The organism is Nocardia sp. NPDC051756, assembly GCF_040681495.1.
Lineage (GTDB): Bacteria > Actinomycetota > Actinomycetes > Mycobacteriales > Mycobacteriaceae > Nocardia.
Genome location: NZ_JBFAYV010000007.1, coordinates 156689 through 180068, shown reverse-complemented (window position 1 = coordinate 180068; position 23380 = coordinate 156689). Strand labels below are relative to the sequence as shown.

General features: G+C 65.9%; 18 protein-coding genes. 9 read left to right on the top strand and 9 right to left on the bottom strand.

What is annotated here, in order from left to right; all coding sequences use genetic code 11:
- The 6 genes from AB0M22_RS30915 to AB0M22_RS30890 all read right to left on the bottom strand — a co-directional run bounded on the left by AB0M22_RS30915 (nt 1) and on the right by AB0M22_RS30890 (nt 7355).
- On the bottom strand, nt 1-789 hold the full coding sequence (locus AB0M22_RS30915; RefSeq protein WP_364734420.1) for an SDR family NAD(P)-dependent oxidoreductase: 789 nt from the start codon (nt 787-789) through the stop codon (nt 1-3).
- 5 nt (nt 790-794) lie between these two features.
- Nucleotides 795-3137 (bottom strand): bifunctional salicylyl-CoA 5-hydroxylase/oxidoreductase, encoded by a 2343-nt coding sequence (locus AB0M22_RS30910; protein ID WP_364734418.1) that lies wholly within the window; start codon nt 3135-3137, stop codon nt 795-797.
- 141 nt (nt 3138-3278) lie between these two features.
- Entirely contained in the window at nt 3279-4091 is an 813-nt protein-coding gene (locus tag AB0M22_RS30905) for a siderophore-interacting protein (RefSeq protein WP_364734416.1), read from the bottom strand.
- Between the two features lie 12 nt (nt 4092-4103).
- Nucleotides 4104-5120 carry an ABC transporter substrate-binding protein gene (locus tag AB0M22_RS30900; protein ID WP_364734414.1) on the bottom strand — a complete coding sequence of 339 codons (1017 nt, stop codon included), beginning with the start codon at nt 5118-5120 and terminating at the stop codon, nt 4104-4106.
- Between the two features lie 122 nt (nt 5121-5242).
- Nucleotides 5243-6754 (bottom strand): phospholipid carrier-dependent glycosyltransferase, encoded by a 1512-nt coding sequence (locus AB0M22_RS30895; RefSeq protein ID WP_364735137.1) that lies wholly within the window; start codon nt 6752-6754, stop codon nt 5243-5245.
- Between the two features lie 115 nt (nt 6755-6869).
- Nucleotides 6870-7355: a carboxymuconolactone decarboxylase family protein gene (locus AB0M22_RS30890; RefSeq protein ID WP_364734412.1), complete on the bottom strand. Its 486-nt coding sequence runs from the start codon at nt 7353-7355 to the stop codon at nt 6870-6872.
- A gap of 169 nt (nt 7356-7524) precedes the next feature.
- Between AB0M22_RS30890 and AB0M22_RS30885 the strand changes: the two genes are divergently transcribed.
- The 5 genes from AB0M22_RS30885 to AB0M22_RS30865 all read left to right on the top strand — a co-directional run bounded on the left by AB0M22_RS30885 (nt 7525) and on the right by AB0M22_RS30865 (nt 13767).
- Entirely contained in the window at nt 7525-8451 is a 927-nt protein-coding gene (locus AB0M22_RS30885) for an RNA polymerase sigma-70 factor (protein ID WP_364734410.1), read from the top strand.
- A 77-nt stretch (nt 8452-8528) separates the two neighbouring features.
- On the top strand, nt 8529-9332 hold the full coding sequence (locus AB0M22_RS30880) for a DUF6585 family protein (protein WP_364734408.1): 804 nt from the start codon (nt 8529-8531) through the stop codon (nt 9330-9332).
- Nucleotides 9333-9550: 218 nt separating this feature from the next.
- A complete protein-coding gene (locus tag AB0M22_RS30875) occupies nt 9551-9847 on the top strand; it encodes a WXG100 family type VII secretion target (protein ID WP_364734406.1) in 297 nt (98 codons plus the stop codon).
- 21 nt (nt 9848-9868) lie between these two features.
- Nucleotides 9869-13510 carry a hypothetical protein gene (locus tag AB0M22_RS30870; RefSeq protein ID WP_364734404.1) on the top strand — a complete coding sequence of 1214 codons (3642 nt, stop codon included), beginning with the start codon at nt 9869-9871 and terminating at the stop codon, nt 13508-13510.
- A gap of 92 nt (nt 13511-13602) precedes the next feature.
- Nucleotides 13603-13767, top strand: a complete 165-nt coding sequence (locus tag AB0M22_RS30865) for a hypothetical protein (RefSeq protein ID WP_364734402.1) — start codon at nt 13603-13605, stop codon at nt 13765-13767.
- Nucleotides 13768-14261: 494 nt separating this feature from the next.
- On the opposite strand, the gene AB0M22_RS30860 is transcribed toward AB0M22_RS30865, so the two are convergent.
- Complete coding sequence (locus AB0M22_RS30860) at nt 14262-14651, bottom strand: hypothetical protein (RefSeq protein WP_364735135.1); 390 nt, start codon at nt 14649-14651, stop codon at nt 14262-14264.
- A 291-nt stretch (nt 14652-14942) separates the two neighbouring features.
- Between AB0M22_RS30860 and AB0M22_RS30855 the strand changes: the two genes are divergently transcribed.
- Nucleotides 14943-15908, top strand: a complete 966-nt coding sequence (locus AB0M22_RS30855; protein ID WP_364734400.1) for a hypothetical protein — start codon at nt 14943-14945, stop codon at nt 15906-15908.
- Between the two features lie 406 nt (nt 15909-16314).
- Here the strand turns inward: AB0M22_RS30855 and AB0M22_RS30850 are convergent, their stop codons facing one another.
- Entirely contained in the window at nt 16315-17829 is a 1515-nt protein-coding gene (locus tag AB0M22_RS30850; RefSeq protein WP_364734398.1) for a serine/threonine-protein kinase, read from the bottom strand.
- Nucleotides 17830-18381: 552 nt separating this feature from the next.
- Nucleotides 18382-19614, bottom strand: coding sequence for an ROK family transcriptional regulator (locus tag AB0M22_RS30845; protein WP_364734396.1), 1233 nt, complete (start codon nt 19612-19614; stop codon nt 18382-18384).
- 143 nt (nt 19615-19757) lie between these two features.
- Here AB0M22_RS30845 and AB0M22_RS30840 point away from each other — a divergent pair, with 143 nt between their 5' ends.
- From AB0M22_RS30840 to AB0M22_RS30830, 3 genes are read left to right on the top strand one after another with little or no spacing between them, the layout of a single operon-like run.
- A complete protein-coding gene (locus AB0M22_RS30840) occupies nt 19758-20807 on the top strand; it encodes a substrate-binding domain-containing protein (RefSeq protein ID WP_364734394.1) in 1050 nt (349 codons plus the stop codon).
- Nucleotides 20798-22321, top strand: a complete 1524-nt coding sequence (locus AB0M22_RS30835; protein ID WP_364734392.1) for a sugar ABC transporter ATP-binding protein — start codon at nt 20798-20800, stop codon at nt 22319-22321. Before AB0M22_RS30840 ends, AB0M22_RS30835 begins: the two co-directional genes overlap by 10 nt.
- The gene (locus AB0M22_RS30830; protein ID WP_364734390.1) at nt 22318-23373 is read left to right on the top strand and encodes an ABC transporter permease; all 1056 of its coding nucleotides are present in this window, start codon (nt 22318-22320) and stop codon (nt 23371-23373) included. The genes AB0M22_RS30835 and AB0M22_RS30830 overlap by 4 nt, the downstream gene beginning before the upstream one ends.
- Nucleotides 23374-23380 lie beyond the last annotated feature (7 nt).

Here is a 23380-nt window from a genome sequence, read left to right as displayed (position 1 = left end):
TCACATCACCTCCCCGCCGCTGACCGAAATCGACTGTCCGGTCAGCGAACCCGCCGCGTCCGAGCAGAGCCACGCGACGGTGGCGGCGACCTCGTCCGGCTCGATCAGCCGTCCCTGCGGGTTGTGCTTGGTGAAGGCGGCTCGGGCGGCGTCGGCGCTGCGGCCGGTCGTCTCGATCACGTGGGTCACGCTCTCCTGCAACAGGTCGGTGTCGGTGAAGCCGGGGCAGATCGCGTTCACGGTGATCGCTGTGCCCGCGAGTTCCAGTGCGAGCGAACGGGTCAGGCCGATCACGCCGTGCTTGGCCGCCGCATAGGCGGTGACATAGGGGTAGCCACGCAGGCCGGCCGTGCTGGCGATGTTGATCACGCGGCCGCGGCCGGTCGCGAGCATGTCGGGGAGCGCGCTGCGCGTGCACAGGAAGGTGCCGGTCAGGTTGACAGCCAACATGTTCTGCCACAGTTCGTCGGTGGTACGGCGCAACGGCGCGCTCGCCGCTTGGCCGGCATTGTTGACCAGGATGTCGATCGCGCCGTGTTTCAGGCGGGCATCGGTGAACGCGGCCGCGATGGCTTCCGGGTCGGTGATGTCGCACGCGATGGCATGCGCCTGCGCCGACTTCGGCAGTTGCGCAACAGTTTCGGTGGCCCGGGCGAAGTCGCGCGACAGCAGGGTGAGGCGAACGCCCTCGTCCGCGAGTTTATGCGCGATCGCGGCGCCGATGCCGCGTGATCCGCCGGTGACCAGCGCGTGCCGGTCGGCGAGACCGAGCGGAGTGTCGTCGGGCATGCCGGTCAGGCCTTCCCGGCCGCGGCGGCGGCCTGCTGGCGTTGGATGTTCGCTTCGAATTGCCTTTTGGCGGCGCGGTATTGCTTGGGCCAGCCGAGTTCGGTGAAGCCGATCTTGGCCGCCTCGTTGAGGGTCCAGGACGGGTTCGCCAGGTGCGGGCGGGCGATGGCGCACAGGTCGGCTCGACCGGCCGCGACGATGCTGTTCACGTGGTCGGCCTCGGAGATGGCGCCGACGGCGATCGTCGGAATTCCTGCCTCCTGCCGCACCCGGTCGGCGAACGGGGTCTGCCACATGCGCCCGAAGGTCGGTTGCTCCTGCTTGGTGACCTGACCGGAGGAACAGTCGATGAGATCGGCGCCCGCCTGCTTGAACCGCTTCGCGATCTCGACGGCGTCGGCCGGGGTGATGCCGCCCTCTACCCAGTCGTGTGCCGAAATCCGTACCGACATAGGCAGTTCGGCGGGCCAGGCCTCCCGTACCGCCGCGAATACCTCCAGCGGATAGCGCAGCCGGTTCGGTAGCGATCCGCCGTATTCGTCGGTGCGCTGATTGGTCAGCGGCGAGATGAAGCTGGACAGCAGATAGCCGTGTGCGCAATGTAATTCGAGCCAGTCGAAGCCTGCTTCGGCCGTGCGCTGGGTAGCGACAACGAACTCGGCCGTGACCTCTTCCATGTCTGCGCGGGTCATCTCGCGCGACCACTGGCTCTGCCCGGCCAGATACTGCTGTGGCGACGCCGAGATCAACGGCCAGTTCGGTTCGTCGTCGTCGGGTGTGAGCGGTTGATCGGTGCCATCCCACATACGGCGGGTGGAACCTTTCGCACCCGAATGTCCGATCTGCATACCAATTTTCGCGTCGGTGTTGTCGTGGACCCAGTCGACGATGCGCTGCCATGCCTGCCGCTGCTCATCGGTGTACAGGCCGGGGCAGCCGGGCGTGATCCGGCCTGTCGCACTCACACAAGTCATTTCGGCGAACACCAGCCCGGCACCGCCTTGCGCGCGAGCACCGAGGTGCACCAGGTGGAAGTCGCCGGGTACGCCATGTACGGCCGAATACTGGGCCATGGGTGAGACGACTATCCGATTCTTCAACGTCACCGAGCGTGCCGTATACGGCGTGAACATCGGTGGGACGGAAGGCTCTTCGGCAGTCCGCGGCAGCCCGGCCCGCGTGTCGAACCAACGTTCGTAATTCTCCAGCCAGCCCTTGTCGCGCAGGCGCAGGTTTTCGTGACTGATCCGCTGGCTGCGGGTGAGCATCGAGTACATGAACTGCTCGGGTTCGAGTTGATCGCAATAGCGTTCGCCGCAGACCTCGAACCACTCCATCGCATTCCACGCCGCGTTCTGTAGTCGCAGGGCATCGATCGACCGGACGTCCTGGTAGTGCGTGAGCACATTGGGCAGGTCCGCGGGCGTATCCCCGTGCTCGCCGAGTTGACGCACTAGTTCGATGGCGTCCTCGAGGGCCAGCTTGGTGCCCGAGCCGATGGCGAAATGTGCGGTGTGCACGGCGTCACCCATCAGCACGACGTGGCTGTTGCCGTTGTGCAGCCACCACTTCTCGCACTTGACCCGCTGGAAGTTCTGCCACCCCGACCCCGGCAGATGACGCGAGTTCGTCATCAACTTCTCGCCCTGGAGGTTGTCCGCGAACACGCGCTCGCAGAACGCCACCGACTCGTCCGGCCTGGCCTGGTCGAGACCGTGTGCCCGCCAGACGTGTTCGGGCGCCTCGACGATGAACGTGCTGGTGTTCTCGTCGAACTTGTAGATGTGTGCCTGCACCCAGCCATGTTCGGTCTCCACGAAGTCGAAAGTGAAAGCGGCGTACAGCTTCTCGGTGCCGAGCCAGATGTAGCGGTTCGGTCGCGTCACGAGGTCGGGCACGAAAACGTCCTGGTGCTTGCCGCGAATCCTGGAGGAGATCCCGTCGGCCGCGACGATCAGGTCCGCGTCGGGAAACTCGCTGTCGGAGGCGACCTCTCGGTCGAACTCCAGTCGTACCCCGACCTCTTCGCACCGCGCCTGCAAGATGTTCAGCAGCTTCTTGCGCCCGATCCCGACGAAACCATGTCCGCCGGAACGCAAAACTCTTCCCTTGAACCGCAACTCGATGTCGTCCCAGTGGTTGAACGCCGATTCGATCCGATCCGCGGTGGTCCGATCCCACACCCGCATCGTCTCCATCGTGGCGTCGGAGAACACCACACCCCAGCCGAAAGTGTCATAGGGACGGTTCCGTTCGACCACGGTCACCTCGTGATCGGCATTCAGCTGCTTCATCAGCAACCCGAAGTACAGTCCGGCGGGCCCGCCGCCGATGCACACGACCTTCATACGCTCTCCTCGAGTCGCGGTATGAAGTACTTTACATCTAAAGCTTTAGACATAAAGCACTTTCGCAGATCTCGACGCCGCAGGATTTCGCGGGCCAGGTACTTTGTCAGCGGTCGTCCGCCGAAGGGAGGATCGGCGGCCTCATTCGTTGCGGAGATCGTCCTCCGTCGCGCCGAGCCGCCAGTATCCGCGAAAGGTGACGTCGGCCTTGGGGATACGCCGCTCGCCGACGAGGTGGCGGCGCAGCGCGCGCACGACACCGGATTCGCCCGCGATCCATGCGTAGGGCCGCTGGTGCGGTAGCGCGGCGTCCTGGATCGCCTGCACGATCCGGCCGCGCTCGCGCTCGTCGTGCACCAGCCAGGTGATCTCGGCGTCCGCCTGGGTGCGCAGCTCCCGGCGATCGGCCTTGTGTGGCACCTCGATCCAGACCTTGGCGACGGTGCCGGCGGGCAGCGATTCGAGGATGCTGGTCGCCGCCGGCAGGGCCGTCTCGTCCGCGGCGATGAGGACGCAGCCGGCGTCGACGGGCGGGCGGAAGGCGACGCTGCGATTGTTGCTGTCGGCCGGCCCGAGGATGGTGACCCGATCGCCCGGTTGCGCCTGGGCCGCCCACCGCGACGCCGGTCCGCCGTCGGCGTGCGGGACGAAATCGATGTCCAGCTCACCTGTTTCGGGCCGATGCTCGCGCGCGGTGTACGCGCGCATCACCGCGCGGACTTCGGGATCGGCGGCCCGCCATTCGGCGAACCAGTTCTCCCCGGCGTCTTTCGGCACCCACGGTTTCGACTGACCAGGGTGCGGCAGGAACAGCGACAGGCTCTGATCGCGCCCGCCGCTTTCGAAGCCCGCCAACGACGGACCGCCGAACACGATGCGGAGCTGGGACGGGCTGAGCAGCTCGGTCCGCAGGACCGGCACGTTCTCGAAGAAGCGAAAAGGTTGGGCGCGCATGATGACTCCCGGTCAGATGACTTTGCTGGAGCGTCGGATGGTCGCCGCCAGATCCTCGAGCAGCGGTGCGGTTCCCGCGTGGGAGAAACGGTAGATCGGCTGCCAGTTGCCGATCTGGTTGGCGCGTACCGCGGGCAGGCCGCGCCAGACCGGGTTGGCGTTCAGCGCTTCCGGGGTCAATCCGGTGGATCTGCGGTCGAGCAGGATCAGGTCGGCCGGGTACTTGTCGGTGTGCTCCCAGCTCAGTTGCTCGAAGAAGTCGTCCTTGGGGAGCTGATCCGGTTCGATCAGGTCCACCCCCAGCTGCGCGAAAAAGCTCAGGTCGGCAGAGGCTTTCGGATCGGAGACGTAGAAGATGCCGGGCGCGGCCGAGGCGGCCAGGACCCGCAGTCCCGGCCGTTGCGTGACCGCGTCCCGAACTGCCTGTGTCGCAGCATCGAACCGAGCCTTGGCTTGGATTGCCTTTGGCGCGTTCAGATCCGCGCCCAGTGCGCGGGCGAGTTCGGTATAGCGGGCGATGGTCTCCGGCAGCGTCCGGTGCGAGACCCGCACCGCCGCCACGTTCGGGTTGATCGTCAGGATCTTCGCTTTGCTCTCGTCCGGGATGTACCAAAGCCGGTCGGGCGCATACATATCGGTGACCAGGAGATCGGGTTCGAGCGACGCGTACTGCTCGACGTTGAACTCGCCCCAGTTGTTGCCGAGGACGGTCACCTTGCCGAGGTCGAGATCGCCGGTGAGCGGCGCCAGTTCGCCCGCTGGTGTGCGAGTTTCGCCGAAGACGCCGACGACGCGATCTTGCAGACCCAGGTCGGCCAGCATCGCGGCAGCGCCGACGAAGGCGACGATCCGAGACGGCACTTCCTTCGTGTGGACGGTGCTGCCCCGGTCGTCGGTGAACGACCAGCCGCCCGGTCCGGTGTACGGATCGTCCGATCGGGACCCGGAGCACGCGGTGGCGACGGTGCCCAGCCCGACTGCGCAGGCGGTCGTGAGCAGGCGACGGCGGGTGATATGGATTGTGTCCATGGCGGCCATTACAACGACAACCTACCGGTTAGGCAAGCCTCACCTACATGAGTTTGATCACGCGGTTACCGGTGGTATTCGAGGCGAACAGCCAAAGTCGTTGCCGGATAAGGCAACCACGATCAACGCCAGCTCGGTAACCACAGATGTTGCTGCCACGTCGACTGCGTGATCGGCATCGCGGTCAGGATCGGGTAATTCCAGACAAAGTTCGCGACGACGAACCCGAGATACAGACAGACCACCAGCAGGCCGGTATCGCGACGCTCGCTGGACTCCCCGGCACGTCCGAGGATCTGTCCGAGCGCCAGCGCGATCAGCATGACCAGGAACGGTGCCATCGCGGTGGCGTAGAAGTAGTACATCTGCCGGTCCAGCACGGCGAACCACGGCAGCCAGCCCGCGGCGTAGCCGGTGAGTACGGCCAGGTAGCGCCAATCGCGCCGGGTGACCGACTGCCACAGCGCCCACCCCAACGCAGGCAAGGCCAGCCACCAGATCGCCGGCGTGCCGAGCAGCATGATCGCCCGCACACACGCCGATTGCCCGCATCCGGTGGTCTGCGCGGGGTCGGGAAAGTGGTAGAGCATCGGCCGCAACCCCATCGGCCAGGTCCACGGCTTGGACTCCCACGGGTGGTGGAAGCCCGCGGAATTGGTCAGGTGGGTGTGCACGTCGAGCACCTCGGAATGCTGGAACCACAAGGACCGCAGCATCTCTGGCACCATCGCGAAGAATCCGCCGTGATCGACCTGGATGCCGACGGCATGCCGGTTGATCGCGCTCTCGCTGGCGAACCACCCCGCGAACGACCCCAGATACACCCCGATCGCGACGATGACTAGCGCAAACGCCGCCGGAGCGATATCTCGCACGATCGTGCCGACGAAGGGGCGCGGCACCCCGTAGCGCCGGCGCGCGGCGATATCGAACCCCAGGCAAAGGATTACGAAGGCGACCATGAAATAGGCGCCCGACCACTTTGTCGCACAGGCTAATCCGAGCAACACCCCGGCCGCGAACCGCCACCACCGCACGCCCAGCCGAGGTCCGAACGCGGTCAACGCGATTCGCCCTTCGGCCGCGGCGCGCGCCATCCGTGCCCTGACCTCGTCCCGATCGACGATAAGGCAGCCGAACGCCCCCGTGACCAGCACCGCCAGAAAGATATCGAGCATCCCGATCCGGGACGAAACCAAGGTCACGCCATCGGCGATCAGCAGGATTCCGGCGATCGCGCCGATCATCGTCGACCGGGCCAGTCGGCGGACGACCCGAATCACCAGCAGTACCAACAGGGTTCCGGCCACCGCCGCAGAAAATCGCCAACCCAGCGGCCCGTACCCGAACAGCACCTCGCCGATCGCGATCAGCAGCTTCCCGGCCGGCGGATGCACCACGACCACATATCCGGGGTTGTCCTCGATGCCCATCCCATTGGTCAGCATCTCCCGCGCTTGCAGCGCGTAATACTTCTCATCGAAGACCGGTGTCCCGCCATCGGTCGCCGAGCCGAGCCGAGCGAACCGCGTCACCGCCGCGATCACCGTCAGCGCGATCGTGACCCACCAACCGCGTGCCGTATCACCCAGCCCTCGCTCGGTCTGCGGTCGCAGCACCGAGGGCCTGACCACCGGCGCAACCCCCAAACCAACCACGCCCCGACCCTACGCAAACCGCCCATCGCACGGCCGAACCAGGCCCCGCCCGGATCGGATGATCCTGGGCCGGGCCGCAATTCGGTCGGGGTCAGTTCATCATGCTGTCGAGCGTGCCCGGCTGGTAGGAGCCGCCCTTCTGGTGCACGATCACCGCGAGCCGGTTGGCCGCGTTGATCATGGCGACCAGCGCGACCAGCGCCACGAGCTGCTCGTCGTCGTAGTGCTTGCTGGCCCAGGCCCAGGTCTCGTCGGACACGCCCTGGTTGGCGTCGGTGAGCCGGGTGCCCTCCTCGGCCAGGGCCAGCGCGGCCTGCTCGGCCTCGGTGAACACGGTGGCTTCGCGCCAGACCGCGACCAGGTTGAGCCGGACCGCGGTCTCGCCGGCCGCCGCGGCATCCTTGGTGTGCATGTCCACGCACCAGCCGCATCCGTTGATCTGGCTGGCGCGCAACGCCACCAGCTCCTGCGTGGGCTTCGGCAGCGACGACTGCAGAATCGGCAGGCTGGCATTGGCGAACCGCTTGCCGAACTTGGCGCCGAGCTCGTGGGTGAACAGGTCGATACGAGGTTCCATGACTTCGTCCTCACTCGTGGTGTTGCATTGAACGAACACCAGATGCCGACGGCTCGGTCGTTGTGACAGGCGCGCGGACGTGACGTGCGTCATAGGCGGGAGGTGTCACAAAATCGCGGCGCGCGGCATCTGGTGGGGTGAGAGCCGAGTGCAGAGATAGGAGCCACCCATGGCAGGTACGTCGAAGACCGCGCCCGATCGGAGTCAGGGCGAGCGGCCGGATCCGGCGACCGCCATGTTCGTCGCCCATCGGAACCTGCTGTTCACCGTCGCCTACGAGATGCTCGGCTCGGCCGCCGACGCGGAGGATGTGCTGCAAGAGACCTGGCTGCGGTGGGCCGGTGTCGATCTCGAGCTGGTCCGGGATCAGCGGGCCTATCTGGTGCGGATCACCACCCGTCAGGCGCTGAGTCGGCTGCGCACGCTCGGTCGGCGCAAAGAGTCCTACGTCGGGTCTTGGCTGCCGGAGCCGCTGCTCACCGCGCCCGATGTGGCCGAGGACGTCGAACTGGCCGACAGCGTGTCGATGGCGATGATGCTGGTTCTGGAGACGCTCGCGCCGACCGAGCGGGCGGTGTTCGTGCTGCGGGAAGTCTTCGATCTGTCCTACGACGAGATCGCCGAGGCCGTCGACAAGACTCCGGCCGCGGTCCGGCAGATCATTCATCGGGCGCGGGCGCATGTGTCCGCGCGCCGGCCGCGTGGCGTCGTTTCCCAGACCGAGACTCGGGACGCGCTCGCCGCTTTCCAACGGGCGATCGAGACCGGCGAGATGCAGGACCTGCTCGACATCCTCGCGCCGGACGTCGTGCTGCTCGGCGACGGTGGCGGAATCAAGCAGGCGGTCGCGCGGCCCATCGTCGGGTCCGACAAGGTCGCTCGGTTGCTGGCCGTCGGGTTCGAGCGGGTCCGGGCGGAGATGTCGGTCGAGCCGGTGCAGGTCAATGGCTCCCCGGCGCTGATCTACCGGCTCGCCGGAGAGGTCGATACGGTCTTGGCGCTGCGGATCGATGATGGTCTCATCACGGGCCTGTATGCGGTGCGCAATCCGGAGAAGCTGTCGCACATGGAGAGTGAGACCGCGCTGCGTCGGTGAGGTCGCGTCCTGGCGGGTGTATGGGTTCCGTCAATGACGGTGGTCGGCGTGGTGGGGTAGGGGCATAGTCAGCCGTCGTGACGGATCCTGCGGGCAACGATGTCGATCTTCGTGCCGAGATCGGCCGGGTTGCGGCGCGGGAGGATCTGGGCGCGCACCGAAGAACCTATGCGGCAGCGCAACCCGACATTCGGCGCTATGTCATCGAAGGGGTTGCGACGCTCGCCGCCGCGCTGGTGGCCGTGTTCGGTTTCGCGAGTGGTGTCGCGGTGGTGGCCATCGTCGGGGTAACGGGCATGCTGATGGTCGGGGGTCGGCTGCTGTGGGATCTGTTGTGGCTGGTGTATATCCACGGACGGAACCGGCGGGTTCGGCTGGATCTGTATGAGCGAGGGTTGGTCGTGATGGTCGGCGGCAAGGCTCGCTGTGTCCGGTACGACACGACGATGCTGCGGCGCAATATCGTCGAGCACGCGGATTCGCCAGCTGCGAATCAGGTTTCGTATGCCTACACGCTGGTCGACACGGTTGGTGATCCAATTGTGTTGCGGCACGGGATCGAGCGGCCGCAGGAGTGGGGGCCGGCGATCGATCAGGCGATTACTGCCGCTCAGTTGCCAAGGGCCGTCGAGGTACTGGCGGCCGGTGGGTGTCTCGACTTCGAGTATTTCTGGATAACGCGGGCCGAGATCGGGGCGGGGGAGCGGTCGGAGCCGTGGTCGCACGTGACGGGTATCGCGCTGAGTGCGGGGTGGGTCAGTGTTGGTGTGGCGGGGGAGTCGGCGCCGTTGGAATCGCTTCCGGTGAGTTTGATTCCGAACTTCACGATCTTTCGCACGCTCGCGGAGCGGATGCGGGTGCAGCATGCGCGGTCGGTGTAGGTCGCTCGGGGCGTAAAGGACGCGTCAGAGATCGTCGCGCCGTTCGGTGGTCGGTCTTGTCGCCGTCAGTGGCGCGACCGGCTCTGGTGTGGTCTCTCCTGAGAACCGTTGCCTGGCAGCGCATGTCAGGGAACCGTCAAATCGGTGTCGAGGATCTTTTCCGGCGCGGTCCGGCGCTGACATCGTCTGAATCCGGATAGTTGGTGAAAGGGAGCAGAGTGGCGTCGAAGGTCGGGGTGACTCCGGAGCAATTGCGGAGTGCGGCAGGGAAAATGGGTCTGCTGCGGGATCGGATGAACGACATCCTCAGCACATTGGAGTCCTCGCTGGCGACCAAGGGCGCCGCCTGGGGTGGCGACGGCTACGGCAGCACCTTCGCCGACGGCCCGGAAGGTTATGTGGCCGCGCACAAGAACCTCGCCGAAGGCATCGGCAACACCGCCGTGACCCTCGGCTCGTACTCCGCCGGGCAGTACAAGGCCGCGGACTTGCTGGCACGAATGGACCGGCGGTAGAACGACTTCTGCTGATATCGCATGTCCATCACCATTCCCAGCGAGCTGCAATGGCTCGGCTGGATCGCCGGATCGGACTGGCCCGACGGCGACGAAGACAAGATGTGGGCCATCGCCGCCGACTGGCGCAAAGCCGCCGCCGACATTCGTGAACTGCTACCGGATTTGGCCGCCGCCCGGAAAGCCACCTTCGAGGCATACCCCTGGGGTGACGGCGTCGAGGAGATGACCGCGGCGCTGGACAAGCTGGATCGCGGTCCCGAATCGCTGGAGCAGCTGGCCGAAATCCTGGACTACGTCGTCGAATCCGCGGACGCGCTCGGCACCGAGATCGAATACACCAAGATCCTCGTCATCAGCTCGCTGGCCATGCTGGCCTTCGAAATCGCTGCGGCGTGGTTCTTTCCGCCGACCGCGCCGTTGGTGGAGGCGGCGGCGATCGGGGTGACCCGGATCGCGGTGCGATTGCTCGGTCAGCGAGCGGTCAGTGCGATCGCTCGATTCGCGGCCAAGACCGGACTTGCCGCGCTGGCCAAGTTCACGGCGAAGCATGTGGTGTTCAGTACGGTGCTCGGTGCCGGGCAGGATGCGGCGATCCAGGCGTATCAGGTCGGGGCTGGGCATCGGGACGGCATCGATTGGAATCGGGTTGGTACGACCGCCTATACCGCTGCTGCGGCGGGTGCGGTCGGTGGTCCGGTTGGGGGACTGCTCGGGAAGGCGGCGACCAAAGTTCCGCTGCCCGCTGGACGTTGGAGTGGGGCGTTGAAAGGCGCGGCCGTCGGCGCGGGATCGGGTATGGCCGGCGCGCTCGGGGCTTGGGGCGTCGGCGGATTCGCCAATGGATGGACGTGGGATCCTCGGCTGCTGACCGGTGGTGCTGCTTACGGGGTATTGACCGGTGGTAGCAAGGGGTTTCGGCATAGGCCGTCTGGGCGTGGGCCTGGTGCAAGGGGATTCGATGCGCCGGATCCCGCGCGGTTCGGTGGTGGTGACGGCAGTGCCGCACGGGTTCACCCGGCAGGTGGTACACGGAACGGCGACGGTTCCACGCACCGCTCGGGAGATTCGTCTGGCAATGGCGTCGGGAATCAAGGCGTCTCTACTGGTAATCGCACCGGGGAGACGCCGGGGAACAGCGGGAATCACGCTGAAGGCTCGTCGAATGCGAATTCCGGTGCACGGAACGGTGTGAGTCGGGCCGGTATACCGGACGGTCCGGGACGGAGTGCGCACGAGGTGACACCGGCGCATGCCGGGAACAACGAGTCCGGAATCATTGCCGGGCCCAAGGAAACTCAGGCCACTGACCCGAACGGGCAGAGTGGCGATGGTTCCAGCTCATCGACGCATGGCAGGCAGGAATCAGGTACGTCGACTGCCGGACCGCGGCATGCAGTTGAACCGACTGGGCACCCGAATGAGGGCACGAATTCTGTTGCACCGCATGAAGAAGGTGCACGCCCTGCGTCAGCACAACGGCATCCGGAGGCGACTGCTGTCGACCCGAGCGCAGCCGCGTCCGGCGAAATGAAAGGCGCTCCACCGGAACCGGCACCTCCTGTCGGTGGCGAGTTCAAATCCCCTGGAACGGAAGTCGGCGGCACAACAAACACCGGCGGCGAGAATCCCGGTGCGACCGGGCAGCCTGGCGTCGAGAATCCCGCCGGCACGACCAGACAGTCGAATCCCAATACCGCGAGCGGTGCGGATCAACCACTGGTTGCCGCACATCCATCCGCTCCGTCGCAGGCTTCAGGCGGCCCCCAGCCGCACCCCGCGCCCAGCGGTGCCGACGGGAGCCAGTCGAAGTCGTCGGTCGGCGTTGACGGAGGCCAGCCGAAGTCGTCGGTCGGGGCCGATGGGAGCCAGTCGAAGTCGGCGATTGGCGCTGATGGAGGCCAGCCGAAGCCATCGGTGAAGGTGTCCGAACCTCCACGCGCTGAGCCGTCAACTCCACGAGCGGGCGGTACCGATACCCGCGCGCCTGGTTCGGAACCGCGCGCAGGCGCCCCCGAACATCGACCGGCTTCGGCCGGCACCGAGACACCCATTGAGGCAAGTACTACCGGGAAGGCAGCGTCCGAAACCCCCACTCCTAGATCAGAACAGCCGCACGCCCAGCCGGGCATACGCGGCGAGGAACAGCCACAGGCAGCAGAAGCGAGACGACCCGCCGAGGTTCCGGACCAGATCCGCGAAAAGCTCCGCGGCTTGGGCGTCGACCCGGAGGGCATGACCCCCGAGCAGGTACACCGCGCCGGAATGGATGCGGCGACGCGCCGCCTGTCGGAACTTGCCGCCTCGACCGCCGACCTGGACGCCGCGGGCCTACCGCCGAACGAACATTTCAACCATCGCAAGGCCCTGCAACGGCAGATCGACGAAATCCTCGCCCTGCGAAAAGACCTCCGATCCGAATACGAGCACCCACGAAACGAGACCACTGGAAAACCGGACGCTACCCAACCGCGTCCGGAAACCCCGCCGGGCAACGAGAATCCGTCGAAGCAGACGGGGGAGCGTCCACCGTCGGATGTCCGGCAGCCCGGCGAAATCATCGATTCGATCCGGGAAAAGGTGCGAGCACTCGGCATCGATCCGGAAGGCATGACTCCAGAGCAGCTGCGGCGCGCAGGAGAGGAAGCACTGACCCGACGAGTCGACGAATTCGCCGACCAGAGCGCTGCTTTGGAAGGTGCAGGCCTACGTCCAAACGAACTTCTACAGCAGCGCATGGAGCTGCGACGGCAGATCGACGAATTCCTCACGCAGCGTAGAGAACTCCGATCCGACTTCGACCACTACTGGAAACAGGCCGAGTCAGAAGCGAATACGCCCCTTGAGCGCTCAACGCCGGAACACCCTGCGCCGGAGCCAACTGTTCGGCAACAACCAGAAGGCGAACATCCACACCCCGACAACCACACACCCGCCGCACCCACCCCAGCCCCTCACTCAGTGCCGGAGGCCGAGCGAGCCCCCAACGAAATCCCCGACACATCCTCCAAAATTCCTTACACACCAAGATACTTCGGCGTCCCGCCGATCCCCGAGTACGAGGCCCCCGCACCCCCAGATGACGCCCTGTGGGAGCCGAAACCTGAGCCCGAGCCCACACCTGAGCCCGAACCGGGACCGGAGCCCACACCCCAACCGGAGCCGGAACCCGTGCCCGAGCCCGGGCCTGAACCAGTGCCCGAGCCTGAACCGGAGCCCGAGCCCGAGCCTGAGCCCGAGCCTGAACCGGAGCCGGAACCCGAGCCCGAGCCCGAGCCCGAGCCGGAGCCCGAACCCGAACCCGAACCAGTGCCGGAGCCCGAGCCCGAACCGGAGCCCGAACCGGAGCCGGAGCCCGAACCCGAACCCGAACCAGTGCCGGAGCCCGAGCCCGAACCGGAGCCCGAACCGGAGCCGGAGCCCGAACCCGAACCCGAGCCTGAACCAGTGCCGGAGCCCGAGCCCGAACCGGAACCGGAACCCGAACCCGAACCCGAACCCGAGCCTGAACCAGTGCCGGAGCCCGAGCCCGAGCCGGAACCGGAGCCCGAACCAGAGCCGGAACCGGAGCCCGAACCGGAGACGGGAGACCCCCAATGGTGCCCGCCTGCTGGCAGCACGCCGCCAGGCACAGGTACGCACGAAACGCAAGGGGCGCGGTAGGTGCGTTTGGTGCGGTTTGGCGTCAGGCCGCACCAAAGCGCACCAAACGCACCGCTGTTGGTGCGATCACAGGGGCGGCAGGCTCAGGTGTCATGCGCCGAACTCGACACCACGTGGCCGACCTCGTCGGCTTGCTCGCGATCCTCGCCACGACGATCATCCTGGTTCGTCTCCTCGACCCAGCCGCGGTCACGGTCCTAGCTGCCGCAGGTGGATTCGTGGCGGCAACGCTTCGGCTGTGGCCGCGCCGGAACTGATGACCGCTAGGGACCGGCTGAGTGGTCTGTGAAATCGTCACGCGGCGACGCTGGCGAACAGCCCGTCGACCGACTCGGTCACCCGAGTTCTGGTGTGTGCCCATAGTCGGAACCTGAGCCCGGCCCCTGAATCCGAGCCCGGGCCGGAACTCGCGCCTGGAACCGGGCCAGGCCCTGAACCGATACCTGGCCCGGTGCCGACACCCGTGCCTATGCTGGGGTCAGCACCGGCAGTACCGCCGATCGCATCCTGCGACGACCACGCCTGAGAAACGCAGGTGCACGCTATTGCCAGGCGTTAAGGACCGCAGAATCCGCTGCGGCGTAGGCAGATTCGGCTTACTGTCGATCGATGGGCGCCACCGCTCGACCCTTTGCCTATCTCAGCTTCGAATGCAGGGCCAATCCTGGCTGATCTGATTCCTGTCGGCTGGCAATGTCTCTAGGCAGGTGTCGCCGCCAGATCGATCAACGATCCGGCGGCGTCCTGCCGGTTACGGCACGTAGAGCGTCGCGAAGCCGGGCGTGACCGTCCCGGAGCTCGGCGAGGTGACCATGAAGACGAGCTGCCCGGCACCGGTATTCACCGAAGCCTGAGCCGGAATTCCGTTCAGACCGTCGGACAGGCGCGTGGCCCCGGTCGCACCGGTCGACAGGTTGACCCACTGCACGGGCGCGGTGAGCATGCACCCCCAACCGCCCGGCTTCCCACCGGTAATCACCACCACGCCGGGTTGATCACCGACCACCGCCACGCACCGAATCGCGGGTGCGTCGAAGCTGCCGTTCGGATTCCCGAACGGCGCGGGGTCGACCTGAAACGGAACTGTCACCGCCGCGGAAGCGACACCGGCGGCCGATAACCCCGACGCGACGACGAACATTGCGCCGAGACCGAGCTTGCGAGCGAAAGTCAGCACAGCGATCTCCTGGAACGTTGGCGGAACCCGACCCGAATTTCGCCGAGCATATCCCCTCCGGCCGACAAACTCGGACGGTCCGCGGGCGTTGCATATCGCGGCAACACGGCGGCGGATTGGCGCTACGTGACATATGACTCGATGACAGAAACCTACTCCTTGGTGAAACTGGATGACGGCGTCGATCACAAATGGCCTGCTCAACACCGGTGATGCGCCGCCGAACTATCGCAATCGGAAGGATGAGTCCAGCTCATGGCAGCGTCGCCGACCATGGACACGGTCAAGATCGCACTGGAGATGGCGGTCCGCGCCCCATCCATCCACAACACCCAGCCATGGCGATGGCGCGTCCGGGACCCGGCGATCCAACTCTGGGCCGACCCGCGACGGCACCTCGTCTCCAGCGATCCCCAACAGGGCAAACTGATCGTGAGTTGCGGCGCCGCACTGCATCATCTGCGCGTCGCGCTGGCAGTCCTCGGTTGGTCCGCCACCGTCACCCACCTGCCGGACCCGAACGAACCAGACCACCTCGCAACCGTCGAATTCGCCCCGCATCAGCCAACTCAGGCCGACATCGACCTCGGCGCCGCATTACTGCAACGCCACACCGACCGTCGCGGCTACCGCTCGCTGGAAATCCCGCCCGGCTACCTCAAAACCATCTCCACCCGCGCCACCAAATTCGGTGCCGTAGTCCGCCACGTCCCGGAAAGTCTCCGCGTCCGCTTGGTACCGCCGTTCCAAAACGCGGTCGCCCGCCACGCGAAAGACCCCGACTATCAACTCGAACTGGCCGCTTGGAGCGGCCACCGCCGAACCGCGGACGGCGTCCCCTCCGCAAACACTCCCCACCCAAACCTCACCGACGAAATCCCCGCCCGAATATTCGCCGACGCCGACCTGATCGACCGTCACGAAGCCCCCGACGCCGCCGAATGGCTCGTAATCTGCACCCCGCACGACGACCGCCGCTCCCAGCTCCGCGCCGGCGAAACCACCAGCGCCCTCCTCCTCGAAGCCACCCACCTAGGCCTATCCACCTGCCTCCAAACCGAACCCCTAGGCCTCCCCGAACTCCGCAACGACATCCGCACCACAGTCCTCTACGACTGCGCCTACCCCCAAACCATGATCCGAATAGGTTGGACCCCAACCAATTCCGCCCCACTAGCCCCGACTCCGCGCCGCCCGATCGAAGACATACTCGACGCGTAACCCGCTGCCATCCACCGCCGTTCGGTGTTGTGAACACCAACAGGGTTCTCTCGCATCACTACCAACGTTTCCCATTCGCGCCCCGCCGACTCGCGAACCGGGTCGAGCCATGAAAGCATCTGTGCCAGTTGGCTATCGGATTGCGTGAAGCGGGAGCTGTCCCGCATGGTCGCGTACCGAGAATTCGAGGAACCAGATGCTCCTGTGGGCAACCGTCGGCACCGCAACTCTCATCGTGCTGCTGCTACTCGGCGCGGCAGCGCGAGCTATGGATCCACAGACCCGGTCGGACCGCCGACGCCGTCTGAACCCCTCCGACCCGCGCACCTCAGCTCCGCAACAGCAATGGCCGCAGTCCGGCCGCTAGCGAAGTTCGGCGATGGAATGCCCTGGTAGAAGCCCGATCTCAATAGGCATACACCACTGCGTCGTTACCTCCGCCGCAGCTGACGAGACCTGCGTTGAACATGCAGATCATGGTGTAAGTGAGTCCCGTGACTGGACTGACCGCGACGACTGGACGAGGCTGAGGTGTCGGCGTGCCACTAGTAGCGTAGGCGCGACGGACCTCCTCAGCGAACCCGCATGAGGTGACGCTGTTACCCACCGCGGATGCGATGAAGGGGCCGGTTTGGCCGAACACCGACGCACATGGTGTCGCTCCAAGCGGCAGGCCCGCCGCCACGGACGCACGTGCCGCAGGAACCGCGGCAGCGCTGTATTGGCCCGATTCGACCTGGCCGCTCGTCGTTGTCGAGGCGACCTGGTTGAACTTGGACTGGGAGATGACCAGCCAAGCCACGACCCCGCCTAGGCCGAGCAGGACTACCGCCAGCAGCGTGGCCGCGACTGGAACGAAACTGGATCGTTTCGCCGTCGGCGGAAGGGTCGCAGTCGGGTACGGGTAGGGGATTCCATCCGGCGCGGCCGATGGGCTTGTGCGAGAAGCGATATCAGCGGCCGATCCGTAGCCACTGGTCGGTCGGATGGCGGTCGCCTCGTTCGGCGGTGTCTCGCCGAACTGGCTGACCGCGGTCGCCGATGCCGCGCGATCGACTACAGATGTCGCATCGTCATGCTGTGGCGACAATGCTGCGCGGGCTGCGCGGGCGAGGTCACCGGCTGTGGCATATCGATCCTGCGGGTCCTTCGCCATGCCTCGGGCGATGACGGTGTCGAATCCTGCCGGTATTCCGGGCCGCATGGAGCTGGGGCGCGGTGGCGGAGATGTCAAGTGCGCCTTGATCACTTGGCTGATGCTGGTTGCGTGGAAGGGGCGTTCACCGGTCAGGATTTCATCGAGAACGCAAGCAAGAGAATAGGTATCGGCGCGGCTTGTGGCCCGTACATCGTCGAACCGTTCCGGCGCCATGTAGCCGTACGAGCCGATCGTCGACCCCAACGCGGTGAGGGCAGGATCGGCACCGGAGTGGGCGATGCCGAAATCCACCAGATAGGCGAAGTCGTCGCGGGTGACGAGAATGTTCGCCGGTTTGACGTCGCGGTGAACGAGGGTATCGGCATGCGCTGCGTCCAGAGCGGCGGCAATCTGCTCGATGATCGCGACTGCGCGAGCCGGCGCGATCGGCCCGTAGCCGGCTACCAAAGACCTCAGGTCAGGCCCCTGAACGAGCCGCATGTCGATATAGAGTTCGCCTTCGATCTCGCCCCAGTCGTGGATCGGGATGACATGTGGTTCCCGCAATCGGGCGGCAGCGTGCGATTCGCGCCGGAAACGTTCCTTGTAGGTGGGGTCCTTTGCCAGTGACTTCGACAGGATTTTCAACGCGACAGTGCGATCCTTTGCCGTGTCATAGGCCTCGTAGACCTCGCCCATGCCGCCTTGTCCGAGCAATGCGCGGAGCTCATAGGGACCGAACTGCGTGCCGACTCGTTCGTCGGCTATCGAGTCTTGACCCATTGCGGGCCTCTTTCGGATACATAGAAGGGCGATATTCGGTACGGGCCGCAATGCACCTTTCGTCGCTAAGAGTATGAGTGTTACGGACGGCTGAACCGTTGGTCTCAAATATTCGGCGGGCGGCTGTATCGGCTGGCTTCACATTGGCGTATCCACATGACGTGGACTCGGCCGGATCGCTCATAATTCGTGCGAAAACCATTGGCGCAGTGTGTAAATCACACCTGCGATGTCGCCTGCGGGGGTGATGTCGTGTCGGTCGATGACACAATCAACGCGCCGAGATCCTGCTCGGAGTCGCCGATAAATTGCACGCCACCCACCAGGAAACGATCTCATCAACCGGTGGTCGAACGCAGTCGATCGATGAACGGACATTGGTATGCCGAACGCCAACCGGGCCATTTCTCTGTGCGTCAACGGGCCGAACTTCAAGCCTCAGTTAGCTCTGCACGCAACTACGGCAGTGGGAGACGACCGACTGATGGGGCGTCGTAGCGGCGCACCGCCGATGCTCATGCGGCGACTCGGCACCGCCAGCCGTTGGAACGATCAGGGGGTTGGGGTCCGGAGGGCTCGGCGGGCGGCTATTGAGCCGAAGGTTTCGCGGTCGGCTAGGAAACCTTCGAGGGCGAAGGTGGCGGCGCCGAGGCTGGCGGGGTTGTGGGGGAGGGTGGAGAGTTGGAGGGTCACGGCGGCGAAGGGGTCGGTCATGGCGTGGCGGGCGGCTACTCGGCGGGTGATGTCGAGGAGTCGGGCGCCCAGGTGGTCGGCGATCAGGTCGCCGAAGACGATGGTTCTGGGGTTGAAGAGGTTGACCAGGTTGGCTACCGCGACACCGAGGTAGTGGCCGGTTTTGTCGATGACTTCGAGGGCTGCGGCGTCACCGTTGTCGGCGGCCTTCGCGATTTCCGCGATGGTCACGGCGTCGTCGGTGTCGAGTAGCGGGCTCGACGGCGCGAGTTCGCGCAGGGTGCGCACGATGCCGGGTGCACTGACATACGCTTCCACGCAACCCGTTCGCCCACAACGACATTCGCGTCCGTCGAGCACCAGGTTGGTGTGTCCCCATTCACCGGCACTGTTGGTGACACCGCGGTAGAGCATCCCCTCGACGACCACGCCGATGCCGACACCGGCACGAAGCGTGACGACGATCAGATCGTCCACGTCCCGCCCCGCACCGAACCAAAGATGTGCCGCCGTACTGGCTTTGAGCGGATTGTCGAGATATAGCGGGTAGGAAAGGTGCTGCTCGAGCATCTGCGACAGCGGCACATCGTGCCAATGCCAGTACGGCGAGAACACCGAGACGCCGCCGATCGGATCGACGAGCCCGGGCACGCTCAGCCCTACGCCGAGCACCTTGTCCGCATCATCGGCGGCCAACTCGCCGATGCCGCGGGTGATGAGCGCGACCACATCATCGGGCTCGGTAGCCGCCGGATCGACCGGAATCTCGACCGACCGCTGCACCGTCATCGCCATGTCGAAAAGGTCGAAGTGGATGGCGGTTTCGGCGATATCGACCCCGACCAGCATGCCGCGATCGGGATTGATCGCGAGCTGGGCGCGCGGCCGGCCGATGCCGGGCGCGTCGTAGCCGAGCTCGGCGAGCACGCCCACGTCCAGTAGTTCCGAGATCATGTTGCCGACCGTGGCGAACGACAAACCGGTCGCTCGGGCGATCTCTTGCCGGCTGATATGGCCGACGGCGGCATACACCGCCTGCAGTACGCCGAACCTGTTGCGGCGTCGGATGTCGCGCGCGGTCAGCTGATACACGGGTCGGGACCTCCTCGTCCGCTGGTGGTCGCAAACATACCGAACCACTTCCGCCAACAGTATTTACAACAGTTATCTGAAGTCTTACTGTAACCGGCATCACTACGCGACGCGAGTAGGCGTCAGATCACCGAGGAGTGCCCATGTCCTGGACCCATCGACGACGTTGGACCAGTGCCGTTCTGTGCGGGGTGTCGCTGGCCCTGGCCGCGACCGCCTGCTCATCGGGCAAGGAGGCCGACTCGGCCGCTAACGGTCCACAGCATCAGACGGGCGCGGTCAGCCTGGTCTACGCGCAGAAACAGGGCGACCAGGAGTACTTCATCGGTGAGGCCGAGGGGGCAAAGGCGAAGGCCAAGGAACTCGGCATCGATCTGAAGGTCGTCAACCTGGGCAATGACGCGAACAAGGCGGTCACCGAGGTCAACAACGCGATCAATCAGAAGGCCAGCGGCGTGATCGTCGTGGTGCCGGATCCGTCGGTCGGCCCGCAGGTCGCCCAGCTCACCAAGACCGGCGGCGTCGCCCTGCTGACCTCGGACGACCAGGTCTGTACGACCGGCCCGGACCCGTCGAAATGCGCCAAGGACCAACTGGTGCCCCGCGTCGGCTTCAGCGGAACACAGATGGGTACTGAGGTCGGCCGCCGAGCTGGCGAGGACTTCAAGAAGGCCGGCTGGAAGCCGGAGGAGACCGCGATCGTCGACGCCTGGAAGCAGGACGTGACGGTCTGCACCGACCGGGTCGAGGCGAACAAGAAGGCCTTCCGCGAGGCCGCCGGCGTGGACGTCAAGGTGATCGACGTCGGCACCGACAACACCCCTTCGGACGCGCAGAACAAGATCTCCGCGACGGTCGCGGGCAATCGATCGGTCAAGAACTGGATCGTCATGGGCTGCAACGACGAGAACGTCAGCGGTGGCGTCGCCGCCATCCAGAACTCCGGCTACGCCGCGGACAACGTGCTCGGCGTCGGCCTCGGCGCCTACCTGGCCTGCAAGGAATGGCGCAGCGGCAAGCCGACCGGCTTCAAGGCGGCACTGTTCATCAACGGCAAGGACGTCGGCGCCCTCGCGGTGCAGACGATCTACGACTACCTGAAGAACGGCAAGGCCATGCCCGCCGAGGCCTTCGCGCCGACCACGATGGTGGACTCCGGCAGCTGGCAGCAGGCAGGCGTCACATGCAGCTGAACGGCCTGCGCGCCACCGGCCTCAGCAAGAGTTTCGCCGGGGTGCCCGCCCTGCGCGATGTGAGCTTGGACTTCCCGGCCGGCGCGGTGACCGCGCTCATGGGCGAGAACGGCGCGGGCAAATCCACCCTGATCCGGATCCTCGGTGGCGATCACCGCCCGGACACCGGCCGGCTCGAGCTCGACGGTGTCGTGCTCGAACCGGCCACCCCGGCCGATGCTCGTGCGGCCGGGATCCGGGTGATCGGCCAGGAACCGGAGATCGTGCCGCACGTCTCGGTCGCCGAGAACGTCTACCTCGGCGCGCTGCCGCGCCGCGCGGGTCGTCTGCTCGACCGCGCGGCCTTGCACGAGCGGATGCGCACCGACCTGGCCCGGCTCGGCTTCGATCGCGATCTCGACCCGGACACCGTCGGATCGAAACTGACTGCCGCGCAACGACAGCTGGTCGAGATCATGCGGGCGCTCACCACCGACGCCAAGGTGATCGCCTTCGACGAGCCGACCTCCTCGCTGTCCGACCACGAAACCGAATCGCTGTTCGCCCTGATCGGCCGGTTGCGGGCGCGAGGGCTGGCGGTGATCTACGTGTCTCATCGGATGCGGGAGATCTTCCAGCTCGCCGATCGGGTCGCGGTCCTGCGCGACGGAGCGCTGGTCGGGGTGCGCGCGACCGCAGAGACCGACGATCAAGAGATCGTCCGCATGATGGTCGGCCGCGACCTGTCCACGTTGTTCACCCGCGGACCGAGCACACCGGGCCGGGTCGTCCTCGATGTCGACGGGGTCACCACCGACGACGTGCAGGACGTGAGCCTCCAGGTTCGCGCCGGTGAAGTGGTCGCGCTGGCCGGTCTGGTCGGCGCGGGGCGGTCCGAATTGGCGGGCGCGCTGGCCGGCGATCACCCGATCCGCTCCGGCACGGTGCGAGTGGACGGTCAGCAGTTGCGGTTGCGTCAACCGCGGGATGCGGTGCGGGCCGGCATCGGCTACGCGCCGGAAGAACGCAAAGCCCAAGCCCTGCTGCTGCATCGCGGTGTGCGCGACAACATTTCGCTGGCCATGCTCGATCACCTGCGGCGACTGCGATTCGTCAAAGCGGGCGAGGAACGCCGGCTCGCCCAGCACTACGTCGACTCGCTGCGGGTGCGCACGCCCTCGATCGAACAGGAGGTGCGCAAACTCTCCGGCGGCAACCAGCAGAAAGTGGTGCTCGCCCGCTGGCTGGCCCGCAAACCCAAGGTGCTGATCCTGGACGAGCCGACCCGCGGCGTCGACGTCGGAGCGAAGGCCGAGATCTACCGAATCATCGAGGAATTGGCCGAAGCCGGGGTGGCGGTGCTGGTGATCTCCTCGGAACTACCCGAAGTGCTCGGCCTGGCCGACCGGATCGTCGTCATGCAGCACGGGCGAGTCACCGGCGAACTGGACCGCAGCGCAGCCAGCGAGGAGGCCATCCTCGCGCTGGCCATGGCCGCAGACCTGACGTCGAACACATCTCGAGGGAACCAATGACCGAGCAACAACTCGAACTGCCGCCGGTGGCCACCGCTACACCGGCGCCCACGCTGTCCCGCTACACCGCCGCGCTCACCCCGCGGCGACTGCTGCACGCGATCGGCCCGGGAAATCTCAGCCTGATCGGCGCGCTCGTGGTCATCGTCGCGATCTTCGGCTCGCTCAACGACGGCTACCTCGATCCGGCGAACCTGGCCGGAATCGGTGACGCGGTCACGGTATTCGGACTGCTGGCCGTCGTGCAGACCGTGGTGATCATCTGCGGTGCGCTCGATATCTCGGTCGGCTCGCAAGCGGGCGTCGCCTCGGTGATCAGCGCGATGGCGTTCACGGCGACCTCGGGCAACGCCTTCCTGGGTATCCTCGCCGCGATCGGCGTCGGCGTGGTGCTCGGCCTGGTGAACGGGCTGATCATCGTCTACGGCCGGGTGAACCCCGTGATCGCGACGCTGGCCACGCTGGCCGCGTACAAAGGTCTGGCCCAACTGATTTCGGGCGGCAAGGCGCAGGGCTTCGTGCTGGACAACGACCTGTTCATCTTCCTGGCGCGCGGCAAGATCATCGGCCTGCCGGTGCCGGTGATCATTCTCGCGATCGTCGCCCTGGCCGTGCACGTGCTGCTGAAGTACACCGATATCGGCCGCAACATCTATGCCATCGGCGGAAACGACACCGCAGCAAGGCTTTCCGGAATCAACATCAACAAGTATCTGATCGCGGTGTTCGTGCTCGCCGGCGTGGTGGCCGCGATCGCAGGCATCATCCTGACCGCACGAACCGGGTCGGGGCAGCCGGTTTCCGGCAGTGAGGGTCTCGAGCTGAAGGCAATCACCGCGGCTGCGCTCGGCGGGTGTGCGCTCAAGGGCGGTAAGGGAACCGTCGGTGGCACGCTGCTGGCGGTCGTGCTGCTCGGTGCGCTGGACAACGGGCTGAATGTTGTTGGCGTCAATACGTTTTGGCAGAACGTCGCGCAAGGTTCCTTGCTCGTCGCCGCTGTGGTCATCCAGCAGCGACGCAGTGGAGAACGTGCGGTTGGGCTGCCGACCTGATGTGCAA